We start from the raw sequence: 25,084 nt of genomic DNA, 5'->3' as shown, positions 1-25,084 counted from the left end.
GTCGCTGGGCGAGGACGTCCTGCTCAACCATCGAGGGTGAGTGGAGCACGCTGGTTGAGCCGGGACCGAGCGGAGCGAGGACCCGTGTCGAAACCTGAGTCAGCCGACGCCGCAAGTGATTCCGGACAAGAGACAGCGCCGGGGCTGCGGTTGGTCGGCGGTGAGGCCGGGACTATCCGCCGAAGGACGGCAGCTTGATGCCGTGCGTGGCGAGCCAGGGTGCCGGATCGATCTTGGTGACACCGTTCTTCCACACCTCGAAGTGCAGATGCGGGCCGGTGGAGAAGCCCTCGTTGCCGACCAGGGCGATGGTCTGCCCGGCGGTCACGTGCTGGCCCTTCTGGACCAGGACGCCGGAGGAGGCCATGTGGCCGTACATGGTGACGGTGCCGTCGTCGGCGCGCACCTGCACCCAGTTGCCGTAGCCCGATGCGGGTCCGGCATTGATCACGACCCCGTCGGTGACGGCGTGGATCGGGGTGCCGAGCGGGCAGGCGAGGTCGATACCGCCGTGGAAGCTGCCCCAGCGGTTGGCGAACAGCGACGTGAACGCGCAACTGGGGTTGGAGAAGTCGATCGGGGTGGCGAAGAGCGGGCGGCTGGCCGCGGCCTCGCGGGCTGCCTCGGCGGCCGCAAGCTCCTTGCCCACCACCAACTGGTCGCTGTACATGCTGGTGTCCTGCTCCGGCGTCGACATCGCGATCCCGGGGCCGGTGTCCACGGCAGGCGCGCCGGCGTCGCCGACATTGGCTGCCGGAACCGGTGCGCCGGTGGAGGCCTTGTCGGAGGTGCCGACGTGTGCGGCGGCGGCGAGGGCGGCGCCCGCGGCGACGGCGACGAGTGCGGCCCGTCCACCACGCAGTGCGTGCGGCGGGGCGGCGATACGGTGCTTGCCGCGCGATCGGACGGGATCGCCGGCAGTCCGTCGGGTGAAATCGAACTCGGGGGCGTCGCTGACCTCGCCGACGTGGTCGTCGGGCGCGGTGTACGAATCGAGTTCGGCGCCGTCGACGTCGAACGGGGCCTCGTGGCGGTACCGATCGAACTCACCCTCGGGGATCAGGATGTCCTGGGTGATCTCGGCGGTGGAGGTTCGGCGGCGTGTCGACCAGTCGTCGTTGTCCCAGTCGTAGTGCTCATCGACGGCGTCATCGGTGATGACAGGGATGATGGTGGTCAGCTCTTCGGCGCCCGGATATCCACGTCCCGCCAAGTCGTTCACCTCATCTCGTTCGTGCGCTTCGGGGCCGGCGTTGGCGGGACCTGTGATCCCGGGTCGAAACCCGGTGTCTGGTGGTCCGTGACGACCCGCGACTGCCTGCCGACGGTAACGAAATGATTGCGGCAAGTCCAACCCTCGGCACCCGAAACCGCCTAAGTTGTGAGTTGAGTCACAGAATGGTGACGGTGTTCGCACTGACGTCAAGCATCACTGCTCAATGGCGGATTCTCGGCATTTCGGGGCGAGATCGGGGCCGAAATGCTGCCTGACCGGCGAGTAGGGTTCGTGATCGCCTGCCGAGCGAGTGATCTGTCGCACAAGGATCGGAGGTTCTGTCAAGGCGATCGGGGGGCAGGTTTAAAGTCCGATATGGCCCGCGTTACATCCACCGAGGGCCGGCAAAATCTACGAGATGGTGAGCTGAATGGATCTCTTCGAATACCAGGCGAAGGAACTGTTCGCCAAGCATGGGGTTCCCACCACACCCGGGCGGGTGACCGATACTGCCGCCGACGCACGGGCGATCGCCGAGGAAATCGGCAAGCCTGTGATGATCAAGGCACAGGTCAAGACCGGCGGACGTGGCAAGGCAGGCGGCGTGAAGTTCGCCGCAACCCCTGACGACGCGCAGACCCACGCCGAAAACATCCTTGGTCTCGACATCAAGGGACACATCGTCAAGAAGCTGTTGGTGGCCGAGGCCAGCGACATCGCGGAGGAGTACTACATCTCCTTCCTGCTCGATCGCGCCAACCGCACCTACCTGGCCATGTGCTCGGTCGAGGGTGGCATGGAGATCGAAGAGGTCGCGGCAACCAAGCCCGAGCGACTGGCCAAGGTCGCCGTCGACGCCGTCAAGGGTGTCGATCTGGCGTTCGCCCGCTCCATCGCCGAGCAGGGTCACCTGCCCGCCGAGGTGCTCGACGCCGCAGCCGTGACGATCCAGAAGCTCTGGGAGGTCTTCGTCGCCGAGGACGCGCTGCTGGTCGAGGTGAACCCGCTGGTGCGCACCCCGGACGATCAGATCCTGGCCCTCGACGGCAAGGTCTCGCTCGACGCCAACGCCGACTTCCGTCAGCCCGGCCACGAGGAGTTCGAGGATCGCGATGCGACCGATCCTCTGGAGCTCAAGGCCAAGGAGAACGACCTCAACTACGTCAAGCTCGACGGCGAGGTCGGCATCATCGGCAACGGTGCGGGCCTGGTCATGTCGACCCTGGACGTCGTCGCCTACGCCGGTGAGAACCACAACGGCGTCAAGCCCGCCAACTTCCTCGACATCGGTGGCGGCGCCTCGGCCGAGGTCATGGCCGCAGGCCTGGACGTCATCCTGAACGACGAGCAGGTCAAGAGCGTCTTCGTGAACGTCTTCGGTGGCATCACCGCATGTGACGCCGTGGCCAACGGCATCGTGGGTGCGCTCGCCAAGCTCGGCGACGAGGCCAACAAGCCGCTCGTCGTGCGACTCGACGGCAACAAGGTCGAAGAAGGCCGCAAGATCCTCGCCGATGCCAACCACCCGCTGGTGACGCTCGCCGAGACCATGGACTCCGGCGCCGACAAGGCCGCCGAACTGGCGAGCAAGTGAGGTAGAGCCAATGTCGATCTTCCTGAACAAGGACAACAAGGTCATCGTGCAGGGCATCACCGGCGGTGAGGGAACCAAGCACACCGCCCTGATGCTCAAGGCCGGCACCAACGTCGTCGGTGGTGTCAACGCCCGCAAGGCCGGCACCACCGTGTCGCACGTCGACGCCGGCGGCAACGCCGTCGAGCTGCCGGTCTTCGCCTCGGTCGCCGAGGCCATGAAGGAGACCGGGGCCGACACCTCGATCGCCTTCGTCCCGCCGAAGTTCTCCAAGGACGCCATCATCGAGGCCATCGACGCGGAGATCCCGCTGCTCGTGGTCATCACCGAGGGCATCCCGGTGCAGGACTCCGCATACGCGTGGGCCTACAACGTCGAGAAGGGCGCCAAGACCCGCATCATCGGCCCGAACTGCCCCGGCATCATCACCCCGGGTGAGGCGCTGGTCGGCATCACGCCGAACAACATCACCGGCAAGGGCCCGATCGGTCTCGTCTCCAAGTCGGGCACCCTGACCTACCAGATGATGTACGAGCTGCGTGACCTCGGCTTCTCCACCGCCATCGGCATCGGCGGCGACCCGGTCATCGGTACCACCCACATCGACGCCATCGAGGCGTTCGAGAAGGACCCGGAGACCAAGCTGATCGTCATGATCGGTGAGATCGGTGGCGACGCCGAGGAGCGGGCCGCCGACTACATCCAGGCCAACGTGTCCAAGCCGGTCGTCGGCTACGTCGCGGGCTTCACCGCACCCGAGGGTAAGACCATGGGCCACGCCGGCGCCATCGTGTCCGGCAGCTCGGGCACCGCGCAGGCCAAGAAGGAGGCCCTCGAGGCCGCAGGCGTGAAGGTCGGCAAGACGCCGTCGGAGACCGCCAATCTGGCCCGCGAGCTCTTCGAGAAGCTCTGACACCAGATGCGTAGATCGAGAACTCCCACCCGCCCCGCGATCCGGGGTCGGGTGGGAGTTTCTCGTCTTTCCGGTGGCTTCTCTGTTTCGCCGGTCTACCGGGCCGCGGCGTCTGCGAGACGCAGCAGCCCCTTCTCGAAGTCCTTGCCGATCATCCGGTCGAACAGTCCGAGCGGGGCGGCGATCCGGCTGAACAACGAGTGGTCTCCGGTCATCGTCCAGGTCACCACGGACGTGCCGCCGTTCTCGGCGATGTCGAAGGTGCTGGTGCTCGTCGAGCGCATCGGCTTCTCGAATCGGACCCGGATCGAGACGCGTGACGGTTCGGCGGCGTCGATGACCTCCATCTCGCCGGCGCCGGCCTTGCGGTTGCCCGACCACGCATACCGGGCGCCGGGTCCCTGGTCGGCGCCGGAGTACGTGCGCTGCAGCGCCGGGTCGAGGTCTTCCCACGGGGACCAGTCGACCCAACGATGGAGATCGACGATGTGCGGGTAGATCCGGTCGGCGGGGACGGCGATCGTGGTACTGCGGGTGACGGTGTAGGTGCCGGCCATCGGTGCGCTCCTTCTCGGATGGGATTGCGGTGTCGAAGGATCGACCCGGCTGCGTCCGGATTCTCATCGGTACCCGAGGGCCGCCGATCCGCGTCGTCCATTCTCGCCGTCGGGCCCTGGTTGTGCACGGTATCGACATTTGTCAATATAGATTGATGTCGATACAAGATGACGCGGCGTGCTGTGCTCCCTTGTCGGCCGAGCCCTTGTCGGCGGCCGACGCGGCGATGCTGGCACCACTGTTCAAGGCGCTCGCCGATCCGGTGCGGCTGCGGTTGCTGAGTTCGGTCGCCAGTCATGTCGGCGGCGAGGCGTGTGTCTGCGACATATCGCCCGGTGTCGATGTCACGCAGCCGACGATCTCTCACCATCTGAAAGTGCTGCGCGAGGCAGGACTTCTCGACTCCGAGCGTCGTGGGACATGGGTGTACTATCGGGTGGTTCCATCTGTGCTGCAACGACTCTCGTCGATCTTGCTGATCGATCCCGAGGCGTCGATCATCGGGTCGGTCTGTGAGGACGGGCGGTGACGGGCACTTCGGCGGTGGCGGCCGGTCATGATGCCGTCGTCGGGAAGCTGTCGGTACTCGACCGGTTCCTGCCGGTGTGGATCGGTGTGGCGATGGCGGTCGGACTCGGTCTGGGACGGCTGGTGCCCGGTGTGGACACGGCGATCTCGGCGGTCTCCGTCGACGGGATCTCGTTGCCGATCGCGATCGGCCTGCTGGTGATGATGTATCCGGTGTTGGCGAAGGTCCGCTACGACCGACTCGACACCGTCACCGGTGACCGCAGACTCCTGGTCGCCTCACTGCTGCTGAACTGGATCGTCGGACCGGCGGTGATGTTCGCGTTGGCCTGGCTGATGCTGCCCGACCTTCCGGAGTACCGGACCGGGCTGATCATCGTCGGGCTGGCCAGGTGTATCGCGATGGTGATCATCTGGAACGACCTCGCCTGCGGGGACCGCGAGGCCGCCGCTGTACTGGTGGCGATCAATTCGGTGTTCCAGGTGGTCATGTTCGCGGTGCTCGGCTGGGTCTATCTGTCGGTGTTGCCCGGCTGGCTCGGACTGGATCAGACCATCATCGACACCTCACCGTGGGACATCGCGAAGTCGGTGCTGATCTTCCTCGGAATCCCCCTTGTCGCAGGGTTCCTCACCCGGCGTATCGGGGAGAGGGTCAAGGGGCGCAGCTGGTATGAGTCGACCCTGCTGCCGCGCCTCGGGCCGTGGGCACTGTATGGGTTGTTGTTCACGATCGTGATCCTCTTCGCCCTCCAGGGCCACCAGATCACCTCCCGCCCGTGGGACGTCGCGCGGATCGCGCTGCCGCTGCTGGCGTACTTCGCGATCATGTGGGGTGGCGGGTACGTGATCGGTGCACTGGCGGGCCTGGGCTACGAGCGGACCACGACATTGGCGTTCACCGCGGCCGGCAACAACTTCGAGTTGGCGATCGCAGTGGCCATCGGCACGTACGGGGTGACCTCGGGACAGGCGCTCGCCGGTGTGGTCGGCCCGCTGATCGAGGTCCCGGTGTTGGTCGGTCTCGTCTATGTGTCGTTGGCGCTGCGTTCCCGGTTCCCGGCCACGGCAGGTCCGGGCGCCCAGGAGGCGGACGGAGGAACCACCGATGCGCGGTGAGGAGAGAGTGACCGTGGTGCCGAAGGTGTTGTTCGTGTGTGTGAGTAATCGCGGGAAATCAGTGATGGCCGAAGGACTTTCCCGGCGGCACGCAACGGCGTTCGAGGCGTCCTCGGCAGGAACGATCGCGAAGGTCGACGACGAGGTCAATGCGATGTCGGCACAGGTTCTCGCCGAGGTCGGCGTCGACATCGGCGGTCACCAGCCCCGGCAACTCACCGACGACATGATGCGTGCGGCGGACCTGGTCGTCACGGTCGGCACCGCCGCCCGGATCGATCCACCTGACGGGGTGCGGGTCGAGGTGTGGGACACCGACGAACCGTCGGCGCGTGGCATCGACGGCCTCGAGCGGATGCGGCTGATCCGGGACGACATCGCCGCCCGGATCAGCGCGTTGGCCGTGCGACTGGACACCGACGCGGCGTCCTGATCATGGGGTCAGCAGCACGTCGTCCGGGTGGCAGGCTCCTCGGGGGCGGGCGTCTGGGTACCCGGCGTGTGCTCGGCGGCCTGGCCGCTGCCGCAACACGTTGTCGCAGTGGTGGATTGGCCGGCGGCGAGCAGATTGGGGCTGTCACCGAACGACTCCGAGTCGGCCAGCACGGTGTAGACCTCCCACCTCTCCTCGTTCGGCCCGGTGACCCACACCTTGTCCTGGGTGGCGAAGCAACACGTCGTGTTGATCTCTTCCTCGGTGAACAATCCCGCTTGCGACAGTCGGGCGATCTCGGCGTGCACCGCGTCGGAGGTGCCGACCTCCACGCCGAGATGGTTGATCGACCCGCCCTGGCCGGGGTTCTCCATCAGCACCAGCTTCACCGGCGGGTCGGCCACCACGAAGCTCGCGTATCCGGGCTTGAGTTTTGCCGGTTCGACGGCGAACAGCGACGAGTAGAACCGCACCGCGGCATCCAGGTCGTCGACGTTGAGGGCCAACTGCAGTCGAGACATCCCAACCTCCAGGTGTGTGACATATGTCGAATCACTGACACCTCCGGTGTACGCACCATTGCGACATATGTCAAATATGGGTAGGGTGGGCATATGCCCAAGGCATTGCCCGTCATCGATCTGTCCGCACCGATCTGTTGTGCGCCGGTCTCGGCCGCGCCGCTCGACGACGAGGCGGCGTTGGAGATCGCGTTGCGGCTCAAGGCGCTTGCCGATCCGGTACGCCTGCGGTTGATGTCGATCCTGTTGACCTCCGACCAGGGGCGGATGTGCACGTGTGATCTGGCGTCTGCGGTGGGCGTGGCGGAGTCGACGACCAGCCATCATCTGGGTCAACTCCGTAAGGCGGGAATGGTGAGCTCGCGGCGTCAGGGGATGAACGTGTATCACGCGGCGAACGCGGAGGCGTTGGACGCGTTGCGGTCCACGTTGGTGACCTGCTGCTAGGCAGAAGTCCCTGTGGTTCGCCGCGGGCTCATCGGTGTGCTTCCCGGGTCGTCGTCGCGGGCCGGGCGCCGGCGGCGAGTGTCTCGTCGAGCCAGTCGTATACCGTCGCGTCCCAGGCTGTCTGGCCGAGGCCCCCGCAGTGTCCCGAGATGCCGGTGGACGGATCGGGGTCGACGTAGGCGCTCCCGGGTGCGGTCAGTGCATCGAACAGCACGCGCCCGTGCCCGCCCACCGGATCGCCAGCGGACTCGACGACCATTGTGGGACAAGCTATCTCGGCGATACGATCGGTGAGCGCGAACTTCTGGAGCTCGGCGAAGAACTCGCCGATGGCGGTGAGGCCGTGGCAGGCCATCCGTGATCGGAAGAAGTCGGCACGCTCGCGGCTGACCCGGGACAGGGCGGTCATCAGCGGCACCGCCACACGTCCCTTCCATCCGTCCGGGATCTTGGCACCCATGTCGGGCTGCGCGGGATCGCACACCAATGCCGCCACCCGCGTCTCCCCGGCCACCCCGCGCGGGGCGAGGTATCCGGAGAACGACCGGCCCACCACGGCGATCCGTGCGGTGTCCACGTCGGGCGCGGCCACCAGCCAGTCCAGGATCTGGGACAGCACCACCTCGTAGTCGGGTCGGAAGTAGAGGCGGTCGACGACCAGCGATGCATCCTGGCCGGGCCCTTCGACGCTGAGCACGTCGTAGCCGCGGGCCAGCGCGCCCTGTGCGGACCCCCACCCCGATTCGGCGGTCGAATCGTATCCGCACGGCATCACGATCGTGGGTCGCCGGCGACCGGTGGTGTCGGTGCCCTCCGGACGGGCCTGGAACAGCCACGCGTGAAGGCCGGTATGGACACCCGCGCCGTCGTCGTAGGGGATGTCGACGGCGTCGGCGACGACGGGACTGCCGGTGTGCCCGAGCAGATCCATCGCCTTGCCGAAGGCGTGGACGTGGGCCTGATAGGCGTTGCGGAGACGCTGATCGTCGAGATCGGCGCGCAGGAAGAAATAGGCCTGTCGATAATACTCGCTCGCGCGGAGGTAGGCCTGGTGGGCGGAGACCAGATGTCCTGCGACATGGGCGCGTTCGGCGATGTCGCGAACCGACTCCGTCCGCTCCAGCCAGTGCCGGTACCAGCGGTCGGGTCGGTAGCGGTTACCGATCGTCCGGGCCGTCGTGAACGCCTCGCCGAGGTCGGCGGCACCGACCGCGGCAGCCTGCAGAGTGCGCATGAACTGTCCGTCGAACTCGTCGTCGGTGAATGCCAGCCGCTCGTTCATGGTGTCTCCCTTGAGGACATGACGGAGGATATGGCCGATGATGGTGCGGGGATGCCGCCACCGGGAGGCTGTCCGGACCGCACGCGAACAAGCTCCCTCGCGGGGCCTGCGGGGGTGGCGGGTTCGGGATCCGTCGTTCGCTCCGAGTCTGGACAGCGCCGGGGGTGTCGGTGGCGGCTTCGGCGGTCCTTCGGGGTGCGAAAGGGATCGTGTCCGGCCCGGTTTCGTCGCCAACCACCACATGTGCCGGTCTCGCAGGCAGTACCGTGACCGGATGACAGAGGAGTTGCCGGCAACGGAGAGCGATCGACGCAGGCGATGGGCGGCGCTGGCGTCGTTGCTGATCCTGGGCGCCGTCGGGGTGTACCTGATCGCGGCGGCCGGGGCGTGGGGTGTGATCGGGCTGGTGCTGATCACCGTGATCTGCGCGGTGGTGGTGATCGCGGGGGTGTCCTGGTTCATCATCCGCGGCGGTGTATTGCGTTGGGCTGCAGTCGCACTCGCGGTATTGGCGATCGTCGTTCTGGTGGTTGCGTTCGTGTGGGCGGGTCTGTTCGTCGAGATGATCATCGCCGCGGTGGCCGTCGTGATCGCCGTGGTCTGCGCGCGTTACGCCCTCCGGGTGGACACTGTGCCGGGGATGCCGGAACTGCCCGTCGCCAGCGTCGAGCATCCGTTCCTGATCATGAACCCGCACTCGGGCGGTGGCAAGGTGGAGAAGTTCGATCTGGTGCGGCGCGCCGAGGAACTCGGGGCCGAGGTGGCACTGCTCGAGGGGCCCGGGACGCAGGACGTGGCCCAGCTGGCCCACGATGCCCTGACGCGCGGTGCCGATCTGCTCGGTGTCGCCGGCGGGGACGGCACCCAGGCGCTGGTGGCGGGGGTCGCTGCCGACCATGGTGTGCCGTTCGTGGTGATCACCGCCGGCACCCGGAACCACTTCGCGGCCGATCTGGGCCTCGACCGCGAAGACCCGGCCCGCTGCCTGGATGCCCTGACCGACGGTGTGGAACTACGCGTCGACCTGGCACGCATCAACGGTCGCCGATTCGTCAACAACGCCTCCTTCGGGGTGTACGCGGAGATCGTCGAGTCCGACGAGTACCGAGATGCCAAGGCAACCACCGCGATCACCAGGCTCCCCGACCTGGTGGCCGACGAGCGCACCGACCTCCGGATGCGAGTGGGCGACACGGTGATCACCGGACCCCACGCGATACTGGTGAGCAACAACCCCTATGGCGAGGGGGGTCCGATCGCGATGAGTCGTCGCGAACGCCTCGACACCGGGACGCTCGGCGTGGTCACGCTGTCGGTCACCGGCGCGCGGACGGCGCTGGCCATCTTCGGGCACCGGCACACCGAGGACATGACACGCCATCGTGGGCAGGTGGTGGTGGTCGACGGTGACGGTGCGACCATCCCGGTGGGCGTCGACGGCGAGGCGCTGGAGCTCGAGACCCCGGTGCGGTGCGAGATCGAACCCGGTGCACTCCGGGTGCGTGTTCCCCGCGAACGGCCGGGCGTCACCCCGATCACGCATCTGGAGTGGCGCCGGCTGTGGCAGGTCGCCTGGCCCAGTCGCCGCTCCTGAGCATCACCGGTCCTGACGGTCAGCGGTCCCGATCCTCGTCGGCCCGGCTGTTGCCTGCGGCCGGCGCAGTCGGTGCGCTCGGTGTGCCCGGCGCGCGCCGCGGAATCCGGCCGGTACCGAACAGCGCCGCGATCGCCAGCAGGGCCGACACGCTCAGCGCCACCCGCAACGCCATCAGCCGTGAATCCTCGTTCACGTCGACGATGGCGTCGGCCGCCGAGGTGGGGACCCCGGCCGCCGACAACGACTCGCGCAGTTGGGTGGTGGAGACGAACGGGACCCCTGACGCCAGCTCGGTGGTGGCCTGCTCCTGGACCGCGGCGGGCACGGCCGGATTGTCCTCGATCCCCGCGAGCACCGACGAGGTGAGCGTCGCGATCAGGATCGAGCCGATCAGTGCCGTGCCCAGAGATGCTCCGAGATTGGTTGCGGTGTTCTGTAATCCGCCGACCTCGGTGCTGTGATCGTCGTCGACCGCCGACACCGTGACCGCGCCGAGTTGCGACGACAACGCACCGAGTCCCAGTCCGAGGAAGATCATCGGGATGAGGACGACCGCGGCGTTCGCACCGGGATCGATACCGGCCACCAGCAGCGCCACCCCGATGATCATCGAGAACAGGCCGAGACGGATCACCAGACGAGGGCTCGCCTGCGGCCAGAGTTTCGGAATCCCGACGGCAGCCGCGATGAGCGCGATCGACAGGGGGAGGATACGTACGCCCGTACCCAATGCGCTCAGTTCCAGCACCACCGAGAGGAACAACGGGACGGTGAAGAACACCCCAGCCTGAACGGTGAACTGGGCGAAGAACATCGTGAGTCCGCCGGTCAGCTGCCGATTGCGCAGCAGGGTCACGTCGACCAGCGGTTCCCGCCCGGTCTCGGAGAGGCGGGCCTGACGGTGCACGAATCCGGCCATCACCAGCATCCCGACCGCGATCAACCAGATCGTCGGCGACACCCCGAGGAGCACCGGCCCATCCGCGGCGGGCCGTACCCATCCCCATTCACCCGAACGTAGGACGCCGAAGACGATCATGCCGAGCCCGACGATCGACGCGAGGGCGCTGATCACGTCGAGGTGACCGGGTGCGGGTGGGCTGTCCACCACCGTGCGCAGGGCGAGGAGGATCAGGACGACCACCACCACCTCGCCGGCGAACACCCAACGCCACGAGGCGAAGGTGGTCAGCGTGCCGCCGAGCAATGGTCCCACCGCCACGGCCATGGCCCCGGCGGCGGCCACCAGACCGTAAGCGGCGGTGCGCTGTTCGGCACCGACGTTGGATGCGACCAGCGAGACGATGGCCGGCATGATCAGCGCGGCACCGATGCCCTCGAGCAGCGACCAGCCGAGCAACAGGACGGGGAGGTTCGGTGCCAGCGCGGTGGTCAGCGACCCGGCGCCGTAGATCACCAGGCCGATGCCGAAGGCACGGCGTCGCCCGATCATCCCGCCGACCTTGCCGCCGGTGATCATCAGTGTGGCCATCACCAGGGTGTAGAGGGTGATCGCGGTCTGCACGCCGGTGATCGTGGTGTCGACGTCCTCGGCGACCGTCGCCATCGACACGTTCATCACCGAACTGTCGAGGGTCATCAGGAACTGACCCGCGGCAAGCACCATCACGACGAAGCGCGAATTTCGATCGGTGCTCGCGGTCATGCGCCTCACCCCGTCATGGTCGGCAGACACCCAAGTATGTGCCGACATCGCGTGATCCGCAGGAGAACACACCGCATGCCCGCCCCCGATCACCGCCGCCGCACCTGACACCCGTGAGATACTCTCTCGGTGAACGACCAGCGCTCGCGGGGACCAGTGGCGGCCCTGCTCGGACTCCCCGGTCAGATCGCCGGGGCGGCCGTGGCCATGACGCAGGAATCCCTGGCGGTCACCATCCGCACCGTCGTCGAGACCTTCACCGCATCGGTCGACATGACCGCACTGATCGTCGACAACATCGACCTCAACCGGGTGATCGGCGCCGTCGATCTCGACGTGGTTCTCGCGGGAGTCGATCTCGATGCGCTGTTGGCCAGGCTCGACCTCGACGCATTGCTCACGCGGATCGATCTCGACGCACTGATCGGACGCCTCGATCTCGGACTGATCGTCGACGCTCTCGACATCGACGCCGTCATCGACAAGGTGGACGTGGGTGCGATCATCGACCGGGTCGACATCGGCGCGATCATCGACCGGGTCGACGTCGACGCCGTCGTGGCGAAGGTGGACATCGACCAGATCATCGCGCGGATCGATCTGATCGGACTGGCCGACGACATCATCGACGGTGTGGACCTGCCGAGCATCATCCGCGACGCCAGCACCTCGGTCACCTCGGACGTGGTGGACGACGTACGCGGCACCAGTGAGCGTGCCGACGACGCGGTCGCCGACCTGATCAACCGGATCCTGCGACGCAAGGTGGAGCAGGCGCGCGCCGAGGCACAGGAGCCCACCGATGGTTGAGTCGCTGCACGGTTCGTCCGAACATCATGCGGCCCATCATGTTCCACCCCGCGACACAGATCGGACGGCCGGAGTGGTCAGCCGTTCGATCGCAGGGTTCATCGACCTTCTCGTGGTGGTCACGATCATGATGGTCTTCTACGTCGGCGCGCTGCTCACCCGTCTGATCATCCAGGTGCATGCCTTCAGCCTCCCCGACGTGAACTACTTCTTCACCGTCGGCGGGTTCATCGGGATCTCGGTGGTGTACCTGACGGGGTGCTGGGCGGTGTCCGGCCGGACGCTCGGTGATGTGGTGATGGGGCTGCGTCTGGTGAGCAGGAAAGGCAGATCGCGCGTGCGGCTTCCGGTCGCCCTGGTTCGGGCGTTGCTGTGTGTGTTCTTCTCCGTGGGCCTGCTGTGGGTGGCCGTGGACCGCCGCCGCCGTTCGGTGGCCGACCTGGTGGTACGGACCCGGGTGGTGTACTCGCGGTGACCTCGGCACGGCTGAGCGCGGCAGGACTGATCGCAGCGGTCGTCGACGACGGCACCTGGCAGTCATGGGACGAGCCCGGTGCGGTTGCCGCGCACATCGATCCGGCATATGCCATCGACCTCCGGCGGGCCGCGGCGAAGTCCGGCGGGGACGAGTCGGTCCGTACCGCCCGAGCCGAGGTCGCCGGTGTCCCGGTGGTGCTCGTCGTCGGTGACTTCGCCTTTCTCGGCGGGTCGATCGGCCGGGCCGCCGGTCATCGGATCACCACCGCGATCCGTCGCGCCACCGCCGACCGGCTTCCGGTGCTCGCGTTCCCGTGCTCCGGTGGAACCCGCATGCAAGAGGGGACCCCGGCGTTCCTCGAGATGGCCGCGATCAGTGCCGCTGTCCTCGACCACCGGGCCGCCGGATTGCCCTACCTGGTGTACCTGCGCCACCCCACCACCGGTGGTGTGTTCGCGTCGTGGGGATCCCTCGGGCAGATCACGTGGGCCGAACCCGGTGCGCTCGTGGGTTTTCTGGGTCCCCGGGTGGTGGAGGGCCTGACCGGGGAGCCGGTGCCGCCGGGTGTGCAGCGGTCGGAGAACCTGCTCCGGCATGCGCTGATCGACGCGGTGGTGCCGACCACGGACGTGCGGGCACGCCTCACGCAGGTGCTGAGACTACTTGCCGGGGCGGATGATCTGCCGGGAGCCGAACACGTGGCGTCGGACCATGATCCGTCGGGGTCGCAGGCCCGGCATGCGGAGTCGGCGTGGGCGGCGGTCACCGCCACCCGCCGGGCCGGACGGCCCGGTGTCCGCGCCCTGCTGGCCGGTGACACGACGGCGGTCCTCGCCGACGACGGACCGATCCTGCTGGCACTGAGTCGATTCGGTTCCCACACTGTTGTGGTGATCGGTCAGGATGCCGAGGTGCAGCGAGCGGGGCGGGTGATCGGGCCCGCGGACCTGCGTCTGGCGCGACGTGGTCTCGCCCTGGCGAAAGACCTGCGGCTGCCCGTGGTCACCGTGGTCGACACCTCCGGCGCCGAATTGTCGGCGGACGCCGAGGTCCAGGGCGTGGCCCGCGAGATCGCCTGGTGTACGGCCGAACTCGTCGCATTGCCCACGCCGACTGTGTCGGTGTTGGCCGGTCAGGGTGCCGGCGGAGCGGCGCTCGCGCTGTTTCCCGCCGATCGCCGGATCGCCGCCGACGATGCGTGGCTGGCGCCGTTACCGCCTGAAGGCGCCAGTCTGATCGTCCATCACGACACCGATCACGCCGCCGAACTGTCTGCGCGCCAGCAGATCCTGGCGGTCGAGCTCGCCGACGCCGGGGTGATCGACACGCTGGTGGCGCCCGCCGGGCTGCGCGATGCCATCACCGAAGCCCTGTCCACCATCGAGGGGCCGTCGTCGACCTGTCGGATACGGCTGCCGGAGAACGAGATCGGCGGAACCGATCCGCAGGCGGGGGGAGATGTCGGATGACCCGACGTGTCCTCGCCGTCGGCGCGGTCGTGTGCGACCACGCCGGGCGGTTTCTGCTGGTGCAGCGGGCGCGAGATCCGCAGGCCGGGTGCTGGACGGTCCCCGGCGGCAAGGTGGAGCCGTCGGAGACCTTGGAGCAGGCGGTGATCCGCGAGGTCGCCGAGGAGACCGGAATCGACATCGAGGTGGGGCGACGGGTGTGGGTGGTCGACATCCCCGACGGCGACGACGTCGTCTTCGAGGTCCACGACTTCCTGGCGACGCCGCTGAGCACCGAGGTGACCGCCGCGGACGACGCCGCCGACGCCGGATGGTTCACGCCCGAGGAGATGCGCGCGCTGCCCCTGACCACCGGACTGATCGAGCACCTCGATCGTCACGGGCTGTTGTGACGACGGTAGGATTCGCCGGCGACGTGGCGGCAGGGAAGAAGGCGGAGATGGGTGTGACACGAACGGGTACGACACATCGGGACCACCGGGGGCGCCGCGCCGCGATGCTGCTGGTGGCGATGGGTGTGGCCGGTGTGGTGGCGGCGTGTGGCAGTGACGACGGCGGAAGTGCTGTGTCGTCGGAGTCGTCCTCGGTGGCCGTGCCGGAGTCGGGTGCCCTGTCGGGGCAGTGGCGAGGCGACTGGCGGGTCGACGGCAAGACGTCGGAGGCGCACCTGCTCGTCGTGGGTGACGACCCGTTCCTCGCAACCCTCGACGTCCAGGGTGCGTGCGGTGCCACCTGGACACAGAAGTCCCGCGACGGCGACACCGTGACGGTGGACGCCACCGTGACCTACGGGCAGTGCACGTCGCAGCCGTGGACGCTGACCGTGACCGATACCGCCATCACCGCCACCGACGGGCAGATGTCGGTCGAGTTCACCAGGAGCTGACCTGCTCCGCGGAGCGCGTTCCCGGGACTTGCGCTCGCCGGGATTCAAACCCGGGTGGCCCGGGTCGGTGCAGGTGGGACGGGTGCGCGGCCCGGGGGAGTGCGAGACCTGATTCGATGATCGGCGCCGACGGGGCTAGCGTCCGAGATGTCGTCATCCGACTCCTTGGAGGTCATCGTGCGTTCGCGCATTCTCGCAGTCCTGCTCATGGTGGTGTTCGCCGGAACGCTTCTCACCGCCTGCGGCAGTGATGATTCGTCGACGATCAAGATCGGTGTGGCCGACGCTTCCGAGTCGTACTGGAAGGTGTTCACCGAGAAGGCATCCGCGCAGGGCATCGATGTGGAGTTGGTCAACTTCACCGACTACAACCAGCCGAATCCCGCGCTGGCAGAAGGTGAGTTGGATCTCAACGAGTTCCAGCACCTGCTCTACCTGGCCACCTACAACGTCAAGAACAACCAGGATCTGGTGCCGATCGGTGCCACCGCGGTCTATCCGCTGCCGCTGTACTCCAAGCGCTACAAGGCCGTCGCCGACATCCCGCAAGGGGCCCAGGTGGTCATCCCCAACGATCCCACCAACCAGGCCCGCGGCCTGCTGGTGCTCGAGCAGGCCGGACTGATCACGCTGACCACGCCGGGCAGTGCCTTCTCCACCCTTGCCGACATCGACCAGAGTCGGTCCAAGGTCAAGGTCGTGGCCATCGATGCCGGTCAGACCGCGGCCAACCTGGACTCCGTGGCCGCGGCGATCGTGAACAACAACTACGCCACCTCGGCAGGTCTGACGGCGTCGCAGGTCATCGCCTCCGATGACCCGAATGCAGCCGCCTCGCGTCCCTACATCAACGCCTTCGTGGCCCGTGCCGCCGACAAGGACAACGCGACCTACGCCAAGCTCGTCGGGATCTACCACGATCCGGAGGTCATTGCGGCGGTCAAGAAGTCGCTGGGTGATTCCGGTGTGATCAAGGACAATCCGGCGTCCGAGCTGCAGCAGACCCTCACCGAGCTCGAGGCATCCGTCAAGGCCGATGGTTCCTGACCGGTCGGGGTCGGTGACCCCGTCCGACGGTACGGCTATCGAATTCCAGGATGTCGGCAAGCGTTTCGGTAACCATGCGGACCCGGTGCTCGACGGTGTGACGCTGCGGATCGGTGCCGGTGAGATCGTGGGTGTCATCGGGCCGTCGGGAGCCGGCAAGTCGACCCTGGCGCGTCTGATCAACGGACTCGAACGCCCGACCGCCGGAAGGGTTCTGGTGCACGGCCGCGATCACGGGCGTGCCCGGGAGAAGGAACTGAACGCGCTGCGCACGACGATCGGCATGATCTTCCAGCAGTTCAACCTGTTCAACTCCAGAACCGTGGAGGGCAACGTGGGTTTCGGGTTGCAGGTGGCGGGGGTCCCTGCGGCGCAGCGCCGCGAGCGGGTGGCCGAGTTGCTGGAGTTCGTCGGCATCGCCGACAAGGCGAAGGCCTGGCCGACGGCATTGTCTGGCGGGCAGAAGCAGCGGGTGGGCATCGCGCGGGCCCTGGCCACCTCGCCATCGATCCTGATCGCCGACGAGGCGACCAGCGCCCTCGACCCGCAGACCACCACCGACACACTGGAACTGTTGCGGCGCATCAACTCCGATCTGGGTACCACCATCGTGGTGATCACCCACGAGATGGACGTGGTGCGCGAGGTGTGCAGCCGGGTGGCGGTGCTCTCGGCCGGTCGGCTCGTCGATCACGGCGACGTATACGACGTCTTCGACCGACCACACTCGGAGGTGACCCGTGGTCTCGTGCGGCATGCCGTCGCCGGTACGCCCGACGAGAAGCGACTGGCCGTGTTGCGGCGTCGGCACCCGGGTCTGCTGGTCACGGTGGACATCCGTGACACCCCCGACCAGTTCGACCTGCCCACGCTCGCGGTCCGTCACGGGGCGGCGGCGTCGGTGATCCATGGCGGCATCGTCGATCTCGGTGGCCGGCCGTTCGGTGCGTTGACCTACGAACTCACCGGCGACCCCGCCGGGGTGACCGAGGTGCTCACCGGAAGTCGTTCGGCGGCAGGCGTCGTCGTCCACGATGTGGTGGCGTCATGAGCGCGACGACGTCGCTGGCCGCCGACAGCGGATTCCTGCGGGTGTTCGACGACGATCTGCGGCCGCTGCTGATCGAGGCGATCTGGGAGACCCTCGAACTGGTCGGCGTGACCCTGCTGATCGGTGGTCTTCTCGGCCTGGTGATCGGTGTGGTGCTGTATGCGACCAGCCCGGGAAACCTGTGGTCCAACACGTGGATCTTCAACGGGCTCAACGTGGTCGTCAACATCATCCGACCCATCCCGTTCATCATCTTCATCACCGCGATCGCCCCGCTCACCAAGGCCGTGATGGGTACCCGGATCGGCACCGAGGCCGCGATCTTCCCGATGACCCTGATGGCGATGGTCGTGATCGGCCGCGTCGTCGAACAGAGTCTCGTGTCGGTGGATCCCGGTGTGGTGGAGGCCGCGCGCGCGGCCGGCGCGAGCCGACTGCGCACCCTGGTCACGATCGTGGTGCCGGAGGGTTTCGCGCCGCTGGTCCTGGGCTACACCTTCATCTTCGTCGCGATCGTCGACATGTCGGCGATGGCCGGCTACGTCGGCGGAGGTGGCCTCGGCGACTTCGCCTTCCAATACGGCTACCAACAGTTCGACTGGAAACTCACGGTGGTGGTGATCGCGTTGCTGGTCGTCCTGGTGCAGGTGGGCCAGTACTTTGGCAATTGGCTCGCCCGCCGGGCGCGCCACCGGTGACCCGACACCACCCGCGATTCTGAAGGAGTCCCATGGCCGAGCTCTTGCCCCTCGATCCCGATCAGCTGCTGACCACCACCCGGTCGGTGCGCAAACGGCTCGACCTCCAGCGTCCGGTACCGCTGGAGGTGGTGCGCGAGGCCCTCGAGGTGGCGCTGCAGGCCCCGACCGGAAGCAACAGTCAGACCTGGCATTGGATCGTGCTCACCGATCCGGAGCTCAAGCGCAAGGTGGGCGAGTACTACGCGCGCTCGTTCGCGGTGTACTCCCACAACCAGGCGCCGCGGGATGAGACCGGTCAGCGGGTGGCGTCGAGCGCACAGTATCTCGCCGACGTGATGGGGGAGGTGCCCGTCCTGGTGATCGGCACGATCTACACCGGTGGCGACCTGCCGGAGGGCAATCAGGCCGGGGTGTGGGGGTCGTTGCTGCCCGGGGCGTGGAGTCTGTCGCTGGCGCTGCGGGCCCGCGGGCTCGGTTCGGCATGGACGACGCTGCATCTCGCCTACGAGCAGGAGATCGCCGAACTGCTTGGCATCCCGAAGGGGATTCACCAGGGCGTACTGCTGCCGGTCGCCTACACCAAGGGCACCGACTTCAAACCCGCCGGCCGCAAACCGCTCGACGACGTCCTGCACATCGACGGCTGGTGATCGGGCACCGCCTGATCCGCGGAGACGGGCGGATCGGTGCCGGTAGAGTCGAGGATCACCATGTCCACCGAACCGAGCCCTCCCCACGGACCCGCTCCTGACGCCACGGATCCGGCGCGACCGGTCACCAAACGGTCGGCCGCGAAGGCTGCCCGCCGCGCCGAGCTGCTCACCGCTGCAGCCAGGCAGATGGCAGAGCGCGGATTCGCCGGGGTGCGGCTGGAGGACATCGGCGGTGCGGCGGGGGTGAGCGGTCCTGCGATGTACCGGCATTTCGCGTCGAAGGTGGAGTTGCTCGACGAGATGCTCCTCGACATCAGCCGCCGCCTGCACGACGGCGGGGCAGCGGTGGTCGATCAGGGTCTGCCCGCGGCGCAGACCCTCGCCGCGCTGATCGCTTTCCATATCGATGTGCTGGTCACCAAGCCGGACCTGATCGCCGTGCAGGATCGGGACCTGACGTCGATGACGCCCGATGCCAATCACGAGGTGCGGCGGCTACAGCGGCTGTACGTCGAACGCTGGGTGGACGTGGTGCTGGCGCTGAGTGCCGAGAACGACGAGATCCCGCTGCACCGCGACGAGGCCCGGGTGCGGGTGCACGCCATGTTCGGCCTGCTCAACTCGTCTCCGAGGCTCCCCGCCTTCCCCGCCGATCGATTGCGGCTGTTGCTGTCGGCGATGGCGCTTGCGGCTTTGCGTGTGCCGTCCGCCGGCACGAGTGAGAGTCCCGATTGCTGATTGAGCCGGGACCGAGCGTAGCGACGACCCGTGTCGAGATCTCGGGAGCGTGTGTTGGGCGGTGACCGGTGGGGTTGCGGTGGGGAGCTCGCCCGGCGGAGATTTCGACTCGACTTGTCGCTGCGCTCCTCGCCGGCTCAATCAGCGTCTGGGCGTTGCTGTTTCAGCTGGGAGCGGGCTTCTTTCTGGTGATTGAGCCGGGACCGAGCTTCCTTCTGCTGATTGAGCCGGGGCCGAGCATCCTTCTGGTGATTGAGCCGGGGCCGAGCATCCTTCTGGTGATTGAGCTGGGACCGAGCATTGCGAGGACCCGTGTCGAGATCTCGGGAGCGTGTGTTGGGTGGTGACCGGTGGGGTTGCGGTGGGGAGCTCGGCCGGCGGAGATTTCGACTCGACTTGTCGCTGCGCTCCTCGTCGGCTCAATCAGCGTTTGTGACAGGCTGATTGAGCCGGGAGCGGGCTTCTTTCTGGTGATTGAGCCGGGACCGAGCGTAGCGAGGACCCGTGTCGAAATCTCCGCGGAGGTGGTTGGGTTGGCGAGCTCGGCTGTCTGAGGTTTCGACACGTCTCGTCGCTTCGCTCCTCGTCGGCTCAACCGCCGACTGGGGGTTGGTGATTGAGCTGGGAGTGGGCTTCTTTCTGGTGATTGAGCCGGGACCGAGCATTGCGAGGACCCGTGTCGAGATCTCGGCGGAGGTGGTTTGGGTTGGCGAGGTCGGCTGTCTGAGGTTTCGACACGCGTCGTCGCTGCGCTCCTTCGCGGCTCAACCACCGGCTGGGCGTTGCTGATTGAGCTGGGAGCCGGGCTTCCTTCTGGTGATTGAGCCGGGACCGAGCATCGCGAGGACCCGTGTCGAAATCTCGGGAGCGTGTGTTGGGTGGTGACCAGCTTCGAGGTGTCGAGTCAGAAGCCCGCAAGGCGTCCGGCCGAATGACATCGTGGGGATACGCCGACACCATCGGCCGGCACCTTCTAGTCTGACCGGGACACATGTGCGCGCGAGGCGAAGGGGAGATCAGACGTGAATCCAGGGGACCCGACGACCGGCCCACAACAGTGGCAGCCGACCACTCAGCAGCCGTCCGGGCAGTGGGGTGCACAGCCCGGCCCCATGCCGCCGGGCGCACCGCATCCCGGGGTACCCCCGCAGGGACTGCCGCCACAGGGTGTGCCCCAGCCGGGCACCATGGGCTGGGGTGCACCGCAACCCCCGGTCCGGCAGTTCGACGCCAGAACGCAGCTGCCGTCGCTGCTGCTGATCGCGGCAACGATCGCCGGAGTGGTCACCTATTGCATGGGATTCGTCAGCTGGGTCGGCATCAACAATGTCAGCGACAGCGAACTCGAACGCTGGGGGGACGATTACGCCGCCGGAAACAACGGCATCCCGGGATTCCTCTCCTATGAGATCGTGCTCAATCCGGGCAAGTTCCTGATCATCCTGGGGGCCGTCGCCGTGGCCACCGGACTGACCCTGGTACCGCGGTTCCGCCGTGCGGTCCCGTTCCTCGCGGTGATCGCCGCCGGCGCCTGGCTGGCCCTGTTCGCCGCCGCCCTCACCGTCACGACCGCCCCGGTCCTGAACATGGGGGCCGGGGCGATCGTGGCGCTGATCTTCGGGTTCCTGCAGGTGGCCCTGCTGATCGGAGCGGCCGTCCTCGACGGGCTCGCCCGCAGGCCCTGACCCGTCAGATTCCCAGAGCTGCTCGGCGCGTTCCCAATTCGGCGTGATACCGCTCGACGTTGGCCATCTTGATGCCCTCGTACCCGCGGATCATGTCGGGTAGGGCGGCCAAGTCGGTCAGCGCCGGCACCTCGCCCTCGCCGACGGTGCCGTCGGCCCATGCGGTGAGGATCGCGTCGACGAGTTCCCGGTACTCCACCACCAGGGCCCGTTCGGTCCGTCGGATCTCGGTGCGGCCGAACGGGTCCAGCGGTGTGCCACGCAGCTTCTTCATCCGCGCGAGGGTGCTCATCCCCGGCTTCGCCCACCGTCCCAGGGACATCTTGTCCTTCATCCCCATCGACCGCAGGGTGGGCGGATGCAGCCGGATGGCGACCTTCGCATCCGGTCCGAACTCGTCGGCGATCTGGGCGGCAAAGCCGGCGTCGGCGGTCAGCCGGGCCACCTCGTACTCGTCCTTGTAGGCCATCAGCTTGTACAGGTGACGGGCCACCGCGTCGAGCACGGTGATCCCGATTCCCGAGCGGACAACCCGGTCGAGGACGTCCAGATAGTCTGCGGCGTAACGACGGTCGGCGTAGGCGACGAGCTCGTCGACCCGCAGCGCGATGGTGTGGGTGAGGTCCTCGTCGAGGACGCCCATCGCGCGAACCTGCTCGCGGGCTTCCGAACTCGGTTCGGGTGTCGTGGTGCCCGGATGCCGGCGGGCGATCTCTGCGGTCACCGCCCCCGGGTCGGCGATCATCTGCCTGCCCCACCGGAATGCGGCGACGTTGGCCTCCACCGCAACACCGTTGGTGCCGATCGCCCGTTCGATGGACGCGGCGGTGATCGGCAACGCCCCGGTCTGGTACGCGGCGCCGACAGCGAGCATGTTGGCGTACTGCTCGTGCCCGAGTAGCGCGGTGCTCGACTCTCCGGGATCGAGATAGACGGTGCGGGCCATGCGGCTGTCGATCGCATCGTGGATCTGCGCATCCGACGGGAACCCGACGGATGTGTCGATCACCATGGCGCCGGTGGGAATCCGGGTGGTGGCCACCACCGCGGTGGTCCGTTCCGATGCGGCCACCTTGAGGTTGACCGGATCGGATCCGACCAGCGCATCGCACGCCAGATACAGGTCGCAGGTACCGGAGGCCACCTTGGCCGCCAGCTCGATGGGCCGTGCGGAGATCTTCAGATCACCGACCACCGCACCGCCCTTCTGGGCGAGGCCGGTCATGTCGACGGTGCGCGCGGACAACCCGTCGAAACTCGCCGCTGTGGCCAGCACCTGACTCAGGGTCACCACCCCGGTGCCGCCGATCCCGGTGATCCGGACCGTGGCCACATCCGTACCGGTGAGGGCACGCCGCGACGGTTCGGGCAGATCCTCCTCGGCGACCAGGGTGGGTGCGACGGCCGCCTCGCGGGTGCCGGGGGTGACGGTCACGAACGACGGGCAGTCACCGGCCAGACACGAGTAGTCCAGATTGCAGGAACCCTGATCGATCTGGGTCTTGCGACCGAACTCGGTGGACACCGGGTGCACCGACAGACAATTCGACTTCTCCCCGCAGTCACCGCAACCCTCGCAGAGCCGCTCGTTGATCATCACCTTGGTGGTGGGGGTGGGCAGCACACCGCGCTTGCGCTTGCGACGCTTCTCGGCCGCACAGTGCTGATCGTGGATCAGCACGGTGACCCCGGGGACGGTCGCGAGCTCGGCCTGGACGGCGGCCAGTTCGTCGCGCCGACGCACCAGCACACCCGGTGCCAGATCGTTGCCGATCGTGCGGGACACGTCGTCGGTGGTGACCACCACCTGCGAGACACCCTCGGCGAGCAGCAGCCGGGTGAGCCGGTCGAGTCCCATCTCGCCCACCGGATCCTGGCCGCCGGTCATCGCGACGGTGCCGTTGTAGAGCAGCTTGTAGGTGATGTTCTCGCCCGAGGCGACGGCTGCGCGCAGTGCGAGTGAACCGGAGTGGGCGAAGGTGCCGTCACCGATGTTCTGTACGAAGTGATCGGCGGCGACGAACGGTGCCATACCCAACCACTGCGCCCCCTCACCGCCCATCTGGGTGATCCCCGCGATGTTGCCGACCTGATGCGGGTCCATCAGCAGAACCATGGCGTGACAACCGATTCCGGCTCCGATCAGGGTGTTCGACGGGGTGCCGTCCGGGCCGACGGGCATGGTGGTGGAGGAGTTGTGCGGGCATCCCGAGCAGTAGTACGGGGTGCGCACGGCCAGCGGCAGCTCGATGCGGGTGGGTCGGCGTGAGCTGTGGTCGAGCCAGTCGATCGCGGCGTCGACGTGGTGGTGGCGGGCCAGGCGAACGGCCAGCCCGCGGGTCACCGCGTCGACGTCGAGTTCACCGAACCGGGAGAACAGCGTGGAGCCGTTCTCGTTCTCCTTACCCACGATGTGCGGGGCGATCGGGCTGCGGTAGTAGATGTCGCGCATCATCGTCTCGATGAAGTCGCGCTTCTCCTCCACCACGATCACCTCGTCGAGATGCCCGGCGGCGGTGTCGGTGAGGAACCGGTCGAGGATGTCGCGCTCGAGCGGATAGACCATGCCCAGCTTGAGGATTCGGATACCGAGCCGATGCAGGTCGGGTTCGGTCAGCCCCATCAGGTGCAGGGCCTCACGGACGTCGAGGTAGGTCTTCCCGGCCGCGACGATCCCGATCCGGTCGTCACCGGAACGCACCACGATCTTGTTGATCCCGTTGAGCCGCGCGTATTCCCGCGCCCGCGGGAGCCGGGTGGTGAGCTGATTCTGTTCGAGCTCCATGAGACTCGCGCCGAGCAGACGACCACTCGGGATGTGCGGGCTGCGGCCGAGCGCCCCGTGGTCGGGGACCACGCGGGTGGGGTCGACCTGCACCGTCGACGCGCCGTCGGCCACATGCGCGGCGATCTTGAGTGAGGTCCACAGGCCGCTGACCCGGCTCATGTGCGCGGCGTGCACACCGAGATCGAGGATGTCCTGGGAGTCGGCGGGATAGAGGATCGGGATGTAGAGGTCGGCCAGGGCCATCTCCGAGGCGCACGGCACCGTGGAACTCTTGGCGCCCGGGTCGTCACCGACGAGCGCGACGGCGCCGCCGTCGGGGTGGGTGCCGATGATGTTGGCGTGCCGTAGGGCGTCGGTGGCCCGGTCGAGCCCCGGGGCCTTGCCATACCAGTAGCCCACGACGCCGGCGCGAGCCTGCCCGGCACCGTCCGGAGCGAGGTCGGTGACCTGCGCGGCGACCTGCGATCCCATCACCGACGTCGCCGCGATCTCCTCGTTGAGCGCGGGGCGGTGGACGATGTCGAGGGGTTCGAGCAGGGCCCGGCGGCGCGCGAGTTCGAGGTCGTAGCCGGCCAGCGGGGAGCCCTCGTAACCGGAGATGTACGACGCGGTGCGCAGATCCATCCGGCGGTCGATGAGTGCGCGGTCCCGCACCATGCGGACGAGCGCGGCGATGCCGCCGAGGAAGACGGTGCCCGACTCGCGGACATAGCGGTCGTCGAGGCCGCTGGTCGCAGGGGCATGCGGGGCGAGGGTCATGGGTTCTACCTGGCCTTCTGTTGTTCTCCGTGGTCGCCTGCGGGTGTGCCGCGGCCACGCGGGGTGGTGAGCCCCGGGGTGGGGGACTCACCCACAGGGTACGAAAAAACGTGATCGGCGTCACGCCACCGGCGGAGAATGGGTC

The 25,084-nt window shown here is 67.5% G+C and carries 24 protein-coding genes; 18 read left to right on the top strand and 6 right to left on the bottom strand.

Annotated elements, in window-relative coordinates; genetic code table 11:
* Positions 1-172: 172 nt before the first annotated feature.
* Complete coding sequence (locus ACWDUA_RS16055) at positions 173-1,222, bottom strand: M23 family metallopeptidase (RefSeq protein ID WP_449751992.1); 1,050 nt, start codon at positions 1,220-1,222, stop codon at positions 173-175.
* Between the two features lie 424 nt (positions 1,223-1,646).
* Here ACWDUA_RS16055 and sucC point away from each other — a divergent pair, with 424 nt between their 5' ends.
* Together sucC and sucD are read left to right on the top strand one after the other, a co-directional pair.
* A complete protein-coding gene (gene sucC / locus ACWDUA_RS16050) occupies positions 1,647-2,810 on the top strand; it encodes an ADP-forming succinate--CoA ligase subunit beta (RefSeq protein ID WP_449751991.1) in 1,164 nt (387 codons plus the stop codon).
* Between the two features lie 10 nt (positions 2,811-2,820).
* A complete protein-coding gene (sucD, locus tag ACWDUA_RS16045) occupies positions 2,821-3,723 on the top strand; it encodes a succinate--CoA ligase subunit alpha (protein WP_449751990.1) in 903 nt (300 codons plus the stop codon).
* 95 nt (positions 3,724-3,818) lie between these two features.
* Here sucD and ACWDUA_RS16040 read toward each other — a convergent pair whose 3' ends face one another.
* Positions 3,819-4,280, bottom strand: coding sequence for an SRPBCC family protein (locus ACWDUA_RS16040; protein ID WP_449751989.1), 462 nt, complete (start codon positions 4,278-4,280; stop codon positions 3,819-3,821).
* Positions 4,281-4,435: 155 nt separating this feature from the next.
* On the opposite strand from ACWDUA_RS16040, the gene ACWDUA_RS16035 reads away from it, so the two are divergent.
* The 3 genes from ACWDUA_RS16035 to ACWDUA_RS16025 are packed head-to-tail and all read left to right on the top strand — an operon-like array spanning position 4,436 to position 6,361.
* Positions 4,436-4,810 (top strand): metalloregulator ArsR/SmtB family transcription factor, encoded by a 375-nt coding sequence (locus tag ACWDUA_RS16035; RefSeq protein WP_449751988.1) that lies wholly within the window; start codon positions 4,436-4,438, stop codon positions 4,808-4,810.
* The gene (arsB, locus tag ACWDUA_RS16030) at positions 4,807-5,928 is read left to right on the top strand and encodes an ACR3 family arsenite efflux transporter (RefSeq protein ID WP_449751987.1); all 1,122 of its coding nucleotides are present in this window, start codon (positions 4,807-4,809) and stop codon (positions 5,926-5,928) included. Before ACWDUA_RS16035 ends, arsB begins: the two co-directional genes overlap by 4 nt.
* 7 nt (positions 5,929-5,935) lie before the next feature.
* Positions 5,936-6,361, top strand: coding sequence for an arsenate-mycothiol transferase ArsC (locus ACWDUA_RS16025; protein WP_449751986.1), 426 nt, complete (start codon positions 5,936-5,938; stop codon positions 6,359-6,361).
* Positions 6,362-6,369: 8 nt separating this feature from the next.
* Here ACWDUA_RS16025 and ACWDUA_RS16020 read toward each other — a convergent pair whose 3' ends face one another.
* The gene (locus ACWDUA_RS16020; RefSeq protein ID WP_449751985.1) at positions 6,370-6,882 is read right to left on the bottom strand and encodes an ArsI/CadI family heavy metal resistance metalloenzyme; all 513 of its coding nucleotides are present in this window, start codon (positions 6,880-6,882) and stop codon (positions 6,370-6,372) included.
* A gap of 93 nt (positions 6,883-6,975) precedes the next feature.
* On the opposite strand from ACWDUA_RS16020, the gene ACWDUA_RS16015 reads away from it, so the two are divergent.
* On the top strand, positions 6,976-7,329 hold the full coding sequence (locus tag ACWDUA_RS16015) for an Rv2640c family ArsR-like transcriptional regulator (RefSeq protein ID WP_449751984.1): 354 nt from the start codon (positions 6,976-6,978) through the stop codon (positions 7,327-7,329).
* 28 nt (positions 7,330-7,357) lie between these two features.
* On the opposite strand, the gene ACWDUA_RS16010 is transcribed toward ACWDUA_RS16015, so the two are convergent.
* Complete coding sequence (locus ACWDUA_RS16010; RefSeq protein ID WP_449751983.1) at positions 7,358-8,611, bottom strand: alpha/beta hydrolase family protein; 1,254 nt, start codon at positions 8,609-8,611, stop codon at positions 7,358-7,360.
* Positions 8,612-8,885: 274 nt separating this feature from the next.
* On the opposite strand from ACWDUA_RS16010, the gene ACWDUA_RS16005 reads away from it, so the two are divergent.
* Positions 8,886-10,205 carry a diacylglycerol/lipid kinase family protein gene (locus ACWDUA_RS16005; protein ID WP_449751982.1) on the top strand — a complete coding sequence of 440 codons (1,320 nt, stop codon included), beginning with the start codon at positions 8,886-8,888 and terminating at the stop codon, positions 10,203-10,205.
* Positions 10,206-10,224: 19 nt separating this feature from the next.
* On the opposite strand, the gene ACWDUA_RS16000 is transcribed toward ACWDUA_RS16005, so the two are convergent.
* Positions 10,225-11,874: an MFS transporter gene (locus ACWDUA_RS16000; protein WP_449751981.1), complete on the bottom strand. Its 1,650-nt coding sequence runs from the start codon at positions 11,872-11,874 to the stop codon at positions 10,225-10,227.
* 129 nt (positions 11,875-12,003) lie between these two features.
* Between ACWDUA_RS16000 and ACWDUA_RS15995 the strand changes: the two genes are divergently transcribed.
* The 11 genes from ACWDUA_RS15995 to ACWDUA_RS15945 all read left to right on the top strand — a co-directional run bounded on the left by ACWDUA_RS15995 (position 12,004) and on the right by ACWDUA_RS15945 (position 21,392).
* Positions 12,004-12,684: a hypothetical protein gene (locus ACWDUA_RS15995; RefSeq protein WP_449751980.1), complete on the top strand. Its 681-nt coding sequence runs from the start codon at positions 12,004-12,006 to the stop codon at positions 12,682-12,684.
* On the top strand, positions 12,677-13,159 hold the full coding sequence (locus ACWDUA_RS15990) for an RDD family protein (RefSeq protein WP_449751979.1): 483 nt from the start codon (positions 12,677-12,679) through the stop codon (positions 13,157-13,159). Before ACWDUA_RS15995 ends, ACWDUA_RS15990 begins: the two co-directional genes overlap by 8 nt.
* On the top strand, positions 13,156-14,631 hold the full coding sequence (locus ACWDUA_RS15985; RefSeq protein ID WP_449751978.1) for a carboxyl transferase domain-containing protein: 1,476 nt from the start codon (positions 13,156-13,158) through the stop codon (positions 14,629-14,631). Before ACWDUA_RS15990 ends, ACWDUA_RS15985 begins: the two co-directional genes overlap by 4 nt.
* On the top strand, positions 14,628-15,023 hold the full coding sequence (locus tag ACWDUA_RS15980; RefSeq protein ID WP_449751977.1) for an NUDIX hydrolase: 396 nt from the start codon (positions 14,628-14,630) through the stop codon (positions 15,021-15,023). The genes ACWDUA_RS15985 and ACWDUA_RS15980 overlap by 4 nt, the downstream gene beginning before the upstream one ends.
* Before the next feature lie 47 nt (positions 15,024-15,070).
* Positions 15,071-15,517 carry a hypothetical protein gene (locus tag ACWDUA_RS15975; RefSeq protein WP_449751976.1) on the top strand — a complete coding sequence of 149 codons (447 nt, stop codon included), beginning with the start codon at positions 15,071-15,073 and terminating at the stop codon, positions 15,515-15,517.
* A 177-nt stretch (positions 15,518-15,694) separates the two neighbouring features.
* Positions 15,695-16,564, top strand: coding sequence for a MetQ/NlpA family ABC transporter substrate-binding protein (locus ACWDUA_RS15970; protein WP_449751975.1), 870 nt, complete (start codon positions 15,695-15,697; stop codon positions 16,562-16,564).
* Positions 16,554-17,615 carry a methionine ABC transporter ATP-binding protein gene (locus ACWDUA_RS15965; protein WP_449751974.1) on the top strand — a complete coding sequence of 354 codons (1,062 nt, stop codon included), beginning with the start codon at positions 16,554-16,556 and terminating at the stop codon, positions 17,613-17,615. Before ACWDUA_RS15970 ends, ACWDUA_RS15965 begins: the two co-directional genes overlap by 11 nt.
* A complete protein-coding gene (locus ACWDUA_RS15960; RefSeq protein ID WP_449751973.1) occupies positions 17,612-18,313 on the top strand; it encodes a methionine ABC transporter permease in 702 nt (233 codons plus the stop codon). The genes ACWDUA_RS15965 and ACWDUA_RS15960 overlap by 4 nt, the downstream gene beginning before the upstream one ends.
* A 32-nt stretch (positions 18,314-18,345) precedes the next feature.
* The gene (locus tag ACWDUA_RS15955) at positions 18,346-18,966 is read left to right on the top strand and encodes a nitroreductase family protein (RefSeq protein ID WP_449751972.1); all 621 of its coding nucleotides are present in this window, start codon (positions 18,346-18,348) and stop codon (positions 18,964-18,966) included.
* A 60-nt stretch (positions 18,967-19,026) separates the two neighbouring features.
* A complete protein-coding gene (locus ACWDUA_RS15950) occupies positions 19,027-19,707 on the top strand; it encodes a TetR/AcrR family transcriptional regulator (protein ID WP_449751971.1) in 681 nt (226 codons plus the stop codon).
* A 1,022-nt stretch (positions 19,708-20,729) separates the two neighbouring features.
* Positions 20,730-21,392: a DUF5336 domain-containing protein gene (locus tag ACWDUA_RS15945; protein ID WP_449751970.1), complete on the top strand. Its 663-nt coding sequence runs from the start codon at positions 20,730-20,732 to the stop codon at positions 21,390-21,392.
* Positions 21,393-21,396: 4 nt separating this feature from the next.
* On the opposite strand, the gene ACWDUA_RS15940 is transcribed toward ACWDUA_RS15945, so the two are convergent.
* Positions 21,397-24,939, bottom strand: a complete 3,543-nt coding sequence (locus tag ACWDUA_RS15940) for an indolepyruvate ferredoxin oxidoreductase family protein (RefSeq protein WP_449751969.1) — start codon at positions 24,937-24,939, stop codon at positions 21,397-21,399.
* Positions 24,940-25,084 lie beyond the last annotated feature (145 nt).

The organism is Gordonia sp. NPDC003376 (assembly GCF_053589235.1).
Note: the sequence above shows the minus strand (reverse complement) of the source record. Positions and strands in the feature narration are given on the sequence as shown.

Excerpts from the sequence above, each read along its gene's own strand:
- sucC (WP_449751991.1), top strand. The coding sequence starts at position 1,647 with ATGGATCTCTTCGAATACCAGGCGAAGGAACTGTTCGCCAAGCATGGG.
- sucD (WP_449751990.1), top strand. The coding sequence starts at position 2,821 with ATGTCGATCTTCCTGAACAAGGACAACAAGGTCATCGTGCAGGGCATC.
- ACWDUA_RS16040 (WP_449751989.1), bottom strand. The coding sequence starts at position 4,280 with ATGGCCGGCACCTACACCGTCACCCGCAGTACCACGATCGCCGTCCCC.
- ACWDUA_RS16035 (WP_449751988.1), top strand. The coding sequence starts at position 4,436 with ATGTCGATACAAGATGACGCGGCGTGCTGTGCTCCCTTGTCGGCCGAG.
- ACWDUA_RS16020 (WP_449751985.1), bottom strand. The coding sequence starts at position 6,882 with ATGTCTCGACTGCAGTTGGCCCTCAACGTCGACGACCTGGATGCCGCG.
- ACWDUA_RS16015 (WP_449751984.1), top strand. The coding sequence starts at position 6,976 with ATGCCCAAGGCATTGCCCGTCATCGATCTGTCCGCACCGATCTGTTGT.
- ACWDUA_RS16010 (WP_449751983.1), bottom strand. The coding sequence starts at position 8,611 with ATGAACGAGCGGCTGGCATTCACCGACGACGAGTTCGACGGACAGTTC.
- ACWDUA_RS16005 (WP_449751982.1), top strand. The coding sequence starts at position 8,886 with ATGACAGAGGAGTTGCCGGCAACGGAGAGCGATCGACGCAGGCGATGG.
- ACWDUA_RS16000 (WP_449751981.1), bottom strand. The coding sequence starts at position 11,874 with ATGACCGCGAGCACCGATCGAAATTCGCGCTTCGTCGTGATGGTGCTT.
- ACWDUA_RS15990 (WP_449751979.1), top strand. The coding sequence starts at position 12,677 with ATGGTTGAGTCGCTGCACGGTTCGTCCGAACATCATGCGGCCCATCAT.
- ACWDUA_RS15980 (WP_449751977.1), top strand. The coding sequence starts at position 14,628 with ATGACCCGACGTGTCCTCGCCGTCGGCGCGGTCGTGTGCGACCACGCC.
- ACWDUA_RS15975 (WP_449751976.1), top strand. The coding sequence starts at position 15,071 with ATGGGTGTGACACGAACGGGTACGACACATCGGGACCACCGGGGGCGC.
- ACWDUA_RS15965 (WP_449751974.1), top strand. The coding sequence starts at position 16,554 with ATGGTTCCTGACCGGTCGGGGTCGGTGACCCCGTCCGACGGTACGGCT.
- ACWDUA_RS15960 (WP_449751973.1), top strand. The coding sequence starts at position 17,612 with ATGAGCGCGACGACGTCGCTGGCCGCCGACAGCGGATTCCTGCGGGTG.
- ACWDUA_RS15955 (WP_449751972.1), top strand. The coding sequence starts at position 18,346 with ATGGCCGAGCTCTTGCCCCTCGATCCCGATCAGCTGCTGACCACCACC.
- ACWDUA_RS15950 (WP_449751971.1), top strand. The coding sequence starts at position 19,027 with ATGTCCACCGAACCGAGCCCTCCCCACGGACCCGCTCCTGACGCCACG.
- ACWDUA_RS15940 (WP_449751969.1), bottom strand. The coding sequence starts at position 24,939 with ATGACCCTCGCCCCGCATGCCCCTGCGACCAGCGGCCTCGACGACCGC.